Source organism: Mycobacterium sp. 1482292.6 (assembly GCF_001672995.1).
GTDB classification, from domain to species: domain Bacteria; phylum Actinomycetota; class Actinomycetes; order Mycobacteriales; family Mycobacteriaceae; genus Mycobacterium; species Mycobacterium europaeum_A.
Window position 1 is genome coordinate 126,266 of record NZ_LZKV01000011.1, and the last position, 6,000, is coordinate 132,265.

9 protein-coding genes are annotated in these 6,000 nt (G+C 61.7%); all 9 read left to right on the forward strand.

The features are described 5' to 3' along the window. The first annotated feature begins 3 nt into the window (after positions 1 to 3). Positions 4 to 282 (forward strand): hypothetical protein, encoded by a 279-nt coding sequence (locus A5624_RS27035; protein WP_082990454.1) that lies wholly within the window; start codon positions 4 to 6, stop codon positions 280 to 282. A 12-nt stretch (positions 283 to 294) separates the two neighbouring features. Next, entirely contained in the window at positions 295 to 1,830 is a 1,536-nt protein-coding gene (locus A5624_RS00700; RefSeq protein ID WP_156748704.1) for a hypothetical protein, read from the forward strand. A 30-nt stretch (positions 1,831 to 1,860) separates the two neighbouring features. Then, positions 1,861 to 2,157: a PE family protein gene (locus tag A5624_RS00705; protein ID WP_066859906.1), complete on the forward strand. Its 297-nt coding sequence runs from the start codon at positions 1,861 to 1,863 to the stop codon at positions 2,155 to 2,157. Positions 2,158 to 2,209: 52 nt separating this feature from the next. Continuing rightward, positions 2,210 to 3,295: a PPE domain-containing protein gene (locus A5624_RS00710; protein ID WP_066859909.1), complete on the forward strand. Its 1,086-nt coding sequence runs from the start codon at positions 2,210 to 2,212 to the stop codon at positions 3,293 to 3,295. Then, complete coding sequence (locus A5624_RS00715) at positions 3,292 to 4,104, forward strand: ESX secretion-associated protein EspG (RefSeq protein ID WP_066859912.1); 813 nt, start codon at positions 3,292 to 3,294, stop codon at positions 4,102 to 4,104. Before A5624_RS00710 ends, A5624_RS00715 begins: the two co-directional genes overlap by 4 nt. Positions 4,105 to 4,179: 75 nt before the next feature. After that, positions 4,180 to 4,449, forward strand: a complete 270-nt coding sequence (locus tag A5624_RS00720; protein ID WP_066859917.1) for a hypothetical protein — start codon at positions 4,180 to 4,182, stop codon at positions 4,447 to 4,449. A 15-nt stretch (positions 4,450 to 4,464) separates the two neighbouring features. Continuing rightward, positions 4,465 to 4,749 carry a hypothetical protein gene (locus tag A5624_RS00725; RefSeq protein ID WP_066859920.1) on the forward strand — a complete coding sequence of 95 codons (285 nt, stop codon included), beginning with the start codon at positions 4,465 to 4,467 and terminating at the stop codon, positions 4,747 to 4,749. 70 nt (positions 4,750 to 4,819) lie between these two features. After that, positions 4,820 to 5,239 carry a hypothetical protein gene (locus tag A5624_RS00730; protein WP_156748705.1) on the forward strand — a complete coding sequence of 140 codons (420 nt, stop codon included), beginning with the start codon at positions 4,820 to 4,822 and terminating at the stop codon, positions 5,237 to 5,239. Positions 5,240 to 5,254: 15 nt separating this feature from the next. Then, a partial coding sequence (locus A5624_RS27895) for a hypothetical protein (protein WP_156748706.1) occupies positions 5,255 to 6,000 on the forward strand: 746 nt, incomplete at its 3' end.

The window sequence follows — 6,000 nt, forward strand, 5'->3', positions numbered from 1 at the left end:
TCGGTGGTCTTTTCAGTTGTTCCTGCCGGGCTAGCGGCTTTCGCTGCTGCCAACACCGCTGCGGCGGACATGATCTCGGCGGCAGGCTCGGCCGATTCAGCGGCAATGCTGGGTGCCGCCGCCGCGGCGCTGGGCCCCATTGGGGCCAGCTATCTCGCGGCCTATGGACCAGCGCAAGCCAACCATCTTGCGGCCACCCTGGAACTGAGCAGGGTACACGCGGGAATCGGGGCACAGACGGCGTTGGCAGCGATGTCCTTTGTCGCTGCTGACAATGGATGACATTGGCTCGCAATGACATTTGCACCGCAAGCAAGTCCGGCTTCGTTACCGCTGCAACGCACTGCGCTTGAGCCGCCGTCCTCGTTTTTGGTAGCGCCCGCGGAGGCAAAAGCCGACCCGAAATCCGCCATCAACGCGAGCGAAACAAACCTCGCCGACTACCTCAATCAGCCGGTGCACAGCATTCTCGAGCGCTTGGATGTGCCGCCGTTGCCGCAAGCCGCATCGCCTCGAGCGACAACCGATACCGGAACTCCAACAGCGCAGGGCGATGCCAATGGCACGCCAAATGCAGGCGCTCAGAATCTGGGAATGCTCTCAAGCTTGGGCACCGCGCTGATTCAACCGGTACTCGACGCACTGGGAACGTTGGGTTCGGGACAGTTCGGCGACCTGGATCCGACGCAGATGCTCGGTGGCATCGCGAACGCGCTCGAGTCGGCCGGGCAGTCCACGCAAAGCACATTAGGTGACCTCGCCGGCGCATGGCAGGGGACGGCCGCATCCGCCGCCCAGACAAAGACGGCGGCTGCCTTGACGAACGGCAGCGACCTGGCCAGCCAGGCGAAAAATCTGGCCGCTAGCCTCTCGGCGGCCACCGCCAGCGTTCAGCAGGCTCAAGCGCAGCTTGTCGAGATCGTGAACCAGTTCATGGCGACGCTGGCGGCCATCGGCCCGAACATCATCTTTCCGTGGGGCATCGCTGCGGCCATCGCGGCGGCGAACCAGGCGATCACGCAAGCCACCCAGGTGGTGACCCAACTTGAGAGCTCGCTGGGCGTCGAAGCCGCAAATGTCACCGCGGCCGGGGCTCCGGTCGCTATCACCTCGGCGCCTGGGGTGGGCATGAACCTTGCCGCGGCCCCGGCCACATCGCTTGGGACTTCTGCCGCCTCGGCGGCGACTCAGGCCGGGTCGCTGGCTCCGGCGGCCGCTTTCGCTGCTCCGCCCGGAGCGCTTGCTGCGTCGGCCAGCGCGCTTGGTGCACCGCTCGGCAGCTCATCAGCGCTGGGGTCGTCCTTTTCTCCGATGATGCAACTCGCAACTGGCCTGGCCATGCCGGCGATGGAAGGTGTCAGCGCAGCCACGGGAGCGATCCAGTCCGGCGCCGGACAGAGCGCGCCGCCCCAGCTGGCCGGCAGCGTAGATCAGCAGGGACAACCCGACGGCAAGGATCCGGCCCACCACAAAGGTGAGCATGGCGGCGGTGGCGCAAGCCACGGCGGGGCCGGCGCTATGGCGGTCGGGACGTTTCCGTCGCGGTTGGCCGCGCAGATGCCAATGACGGCAATAGACGACACGGCCAGCGCGGCGGTGACAAACGGCGAAGCCGTCATGCCCGCCGCCATGGGAGGTGCCCCAATGATGGGTGGCGCCCCAATGGCACGCGGCGCGAATGCCGGTGTCGGTAAGAGCCACAATGCCGCGGCTTTCCTGCATACCACCGACCAGGGCGACGAGATCATCGGCGACCTCGGCGCCGTCGCCCCACCGGTGATCGGTGTGAAGGAAACGATCGCCAGCCCGCAGATCGACCTGACCATCTAGTACATGACCATCTAGCAAAGGAGTTCAGTCATGACGAGCACTGCTGACTTGCGGATGCAGCCGGCCGACCTGGTCAATGCAACCCAGGGTCTTGACCAATTGGCAAGTCGCGCGGAGAACCTGATGGAGGCGGAGGCGCCAAACCTCGCGGTGGCCGCCCCCGCTCGTGACGAGGTCTCACAACGTGTCGCCTCAACGCTCAATAATGTCCACGCCGATTTCCGCGAGCTTGCTAATCAAGGCGCCAATGCGATCCGCCAAATTGCCGCGACGTTGCGAGCCCAGACCGACAACATCGTTGGGGCCGAGCAGGACTTCGCTGTCTGACGGGCGGATCGGGTTGCGGCAGTCAGTTCTGGAAAGGAGAGGAGGTCAGGGCATGGGGTTTACCAATGTGGCATGGGAGTCGCGCAGCGCGGAACAGCTCGCCCGCGGCCTGACCACCGGCCCGGGACCGATGCCGGTCGGCCAGGCCGGTGCCGCCTGGGTCCGCGTGGCCGACGAATGGGCAAGCATCTCTAAGGAATACGACAAAGTTGTCGACCAAATAAAGACTTCGTTTGCCAGCCGGGGCGCCGACGCGGTGGCCCGCAAACTCGACGAGTTCGGCCAGTGGCTGCGGTCCGCGAGTCTGTGCGCGGCCGACAACGGTCGGCGTGCCGAGCAAGCGGCAGTCGCCTATAGCGCCGCGGTGTTGGCGATGCCGAGCGTATCCGAAGCGATCGAGACCAGGACCGCCCACGACGTCATGGCGTCGCTGGCCGCGTACAACGGTGCGGTACTCAACGGGCAGTTCGCCGAATTCGACCAGGCGCTGGCCGCCCATCAGGCCAACGCGTCAGCGGTGATGTACCAGTACGAGGAAGCATGCAGCGGGTTGGCCGCACCTTGGCAACAGCCCCCCGTGCCGCACGTCAGCCGCGGCGACGTGCACGAATCCGACCGGCACGCGAAATCGGACGATGACGGGGTAGGCAGCGTTCATCCCGGCGGCGGGGGCGGCGCAGCTGTGCCGCCGCCGCCGCCGTTGGCGCCATTCCGCGCAAATGCGGTCAAGTCGAGCGCCAACCCCAAGGAGTCCGTCAAGATCGAAGCCACCAGCGGCGCGTCTGGTATGGCAGGTATGGGTGGCGGGTACGGTCCGATGGCGGCGCTAGCACGCGGCGCCGGCACCCGTGAGCACCAATCATCTTTGGCGGTAACCCTCGATGGTGGCGGTGAGCCGGGCGCAGGGATCGCCCCAGGCGACCCGTCGTGGCTGCCTGCAACGCAACACAGCGATTCGCCTGTGGTCGTGTCGCATGTCAGTTGGGGCGCGAACACCGCAGTGTTCGACGAACTCGCCGCGCCCGCCGAACCCGAACCGCCCCAGTACGCCGATGCGGCGCAGCCCACACTGGAGCAAGTTTCAAATCGGTGGGTCTCCCCGCCTGTTATCGGCGCTGACGAGAGGTCGACGCCATGACCGCGGCACTGTCACACGAACTGACATTGACCGACGATCAGTTTCGGGTCGCGGCGTCGTGTGTCGGATTGCATGACCTGCCGGCCGTTCTAGCGTCGCGTTCGCGGCACACGACTATCGATCGACGGGAAGCGGCGATCGATACAGCGGTTCGAGAACTAGTGGGGCGCAATCTGATCGTCGCCGGTGATTTGCACCCGGAGTTGGTGCCGGTACTGGAGGCATTGCAACGGCCGGATCGGGAATTGGCCATGAGGTTGGTGACGCCTGACGGCACCGCCGGCGTCAGCGTCGCGAGACGAGGAACGCTGTGCGTGCTGGCGCGCCGGATCGCCGATGACATTTTGTTGCGCATCATCGGCCGCGGGGTCGAGTTGCGGGAGGTGTCGACGGCCTTGCTCGCTGAGCTACCACGTGCCAAGCCCGCTGAAGTTCAGCCCGTGGGAGCGCCCTTGCTGGACATGGTCGAAAGCCTATCCGGCACCCATGATCCCGTGCAGCTGGCCGACCGCATCCGATTTCTTGGGGCGGAATCGTATGCCGCGAACCTGCTCGGTTCGGCGTTGGCGTCGCGGCGGGCATTCGCCGAAATCGTCTACTACGCGCTGGCCGGCAGTGATGACAGGATTTCGCGGGGTCCTGCCGCGGTCGCGGTGTTCTACACCAGGCGTGGGCGCATCATCAGCGCCCCGAGCGCCTCGCCGACCGGACAACTGTGGAGCACCCTCAAGGCCGGTTCTGATCAAGCTGTCGGTCAGGCGATCGCCCAACTCGTCAATCTCGCCGAGGAGAAATGGGGTGAGTTGTAGCAGCGATGCGCCGTGGCAGGTGAGAAGCGGTTTTCCCGCAGCATCAAACACCAATGAGAAAGGAAAAAGAAACAAATGACGCTCAAACTTGATCCGGGTCAGGCGCCGGTGAAACTGGGGCAAATCGAAGATGCACGCCAGAATGCGCTCAAGGCGCTCCACAATATTCACGAGACGCAGACCACCATGCTGACTTCGGGCTGGCAGGGCGGCAGCGCGACGAAGTACGGCAACTTGTCAGCGACGCAGCACGACGACATCACCACAATCATCAACAACCTCAACCAGATCGTGGACACCGCCAAGGCGCAGATAAACGCCGTCCAGAACGCGGACCAGGGCTAAAGGAGCATCAAAGTCATGAGCGACATTCTCTACAACTTCCAACAGAATGATGCCTCGCTGACGGACGTCAGGGGCGGCCTTAGTGGTATTCACGACGCCAGGGAAGAAATCGGCAACCTCTTCGCCGTATTGCTTACGGTGTATGAGGGCCAAGGTGCGGACGCGCTCGATCAGGCGCAGCGGAACATCAATTCGATGCTCGATGATGTGCTGCAAGACATGACAGTCACGCAGCAGCAAGCGCAGGACCAACAGCAACTCATGCAGGCCCTCGACGCCCAGCACGCTGCGCAGTTCTGACTATCGGCAGGGAACCCGGGCGCTGTAATTGTGCGGCGCCCGGGCTCCAACCTTCGAAAGGTTGTGACCCATGGCAAGCAGTGATAATTCAGACAGCGGCAATTCGAACACCAATAGTACGCCGCCACCTGATAATGCTTCGGCACCCGGCCAAACATCGAACATCGACAATTTAACTCAAGGCTTGAAAGATTTGCAGAACAACGGTAAGGCTGATGTGAAGTTGTCCACCGCCACTCGCGACCAGTACCTGAAGATCATCGAAACGTACCGGAATGCGCTACAGGCCGAGCGCAACAAGATGAACAACCAGGTGTCGCTCGGTAATCCCGGTGACCTTCACTCCGCGAATCTGACAAAACAGAATTTGCAACTCGACATTACTGGCCTCACCGGCGCGCAGAAGTCGATGGACAAGTATTTGGCTTACCTTGATGCATTCGAAGCGACCGTGAACGCCGCGTGTAATCGTCTTATCGAGTCCGGTTAGTATCGGAGTTCAGCCGTGGGAAATTCCAACGATACCAGCTACATCGATGGCCTTATCGAATCACACTTGGATTCCCTAGGGGGTATCCAAGCCCTCGTGGACGACGGTTATGATCTGTCGAAGGCCAACGTCACTGACGTTATCGAATACGCGCTGAAGAACGGGATAAGTCTCGATACGCTGGATAATCCTGCTATCGATTTGTCGAAGGCCAACGTCACGGATCTTGTTGAATATGCGGTGCAGAACGGGATAAGTCTCGATGCCCTGGACCATCCCGGTATCGATATTTCGAAAGCCGACGTCAATAGCCTGGTCAACTGGGCGATCTCTAACAAGATAGATCTCACCAAGCTGCAACATAATGGGATCAATATCTCGGACCACGATCTCACGCAAGATGACATAAATAACTTACAGAACCTTAAAAACAGCGATGTACAACAGTTTGACTTGAGCTCCCTGCTCAACAATATCAGCGGCAATACGACCGCCGAATCAGTTCCTATTGAAGACTTCATGCAAATGAGTTATTTGCAGCTGATGGCAGATTTTGTTCATGCCGATAGCATTCTCGATAACGGAAATGGCAACGCTTGGCGAGCGACATCGTACAACATCACTTCGGCAACAGACGCATTCAACGACGCGTTACGGAAGCAAGAAGACTTGAATCAATGGCAGGGTCAGACGCACGATGCTGCCATAGCGAACATTACCCAATCCCTAGCCGAGCCGGCGGCGATGGGGGCAGGAGCGGC

Coding starts and splice junctions, on each gene's coding strand:
- A5624_RS00700 (WP_156748704.1), top strand. CDS start 295: ATGACATTTGCACCGCAAGCAAGTCCGGCTTCGTTACCGCTGCAACGC.
- A5624_RS00705 (WP_066859906.1), top strand. CDS start 1,861: ATGACGAGCACTGCTGACTTGCGGATGCAGCCGGCCGACCTGGTCAAT.
- A5624_RS00710 (WP_066859909.1), top strand. CDS start 2,210: ATGGGGTTTACCAATGTGGCATGGGAGTCGCGCAGCGCGGAACAGCTC.
- A5624_RS00715 (WP_066859912.1), top strand. CDS start 3,292: ATGACCGCGGCACTGTCACACGAACTGACATTGACCGACGATCAGTTT.
- A5624_RS00720 (WP_066859917.1), top strand. CDS start 4,180: ATGACGCTCAAACTTGATCCGGGTCAGGCGCCGGTGAAACTGGGGCAA.
- A5624_RS00725 (WP_066859920.1), top strand. CDS start 4,465: ATGAGCGACATTCTCTACAACTTCCAACAGAATGATGCCTCGCTGACG.
- A5624_RS00730 (WP_156748705.1), top strand. CDS start 4,820: ATGGCAAGCAGTGATAATTCAGACAGCGGCAATTCGAACACCAATAGT.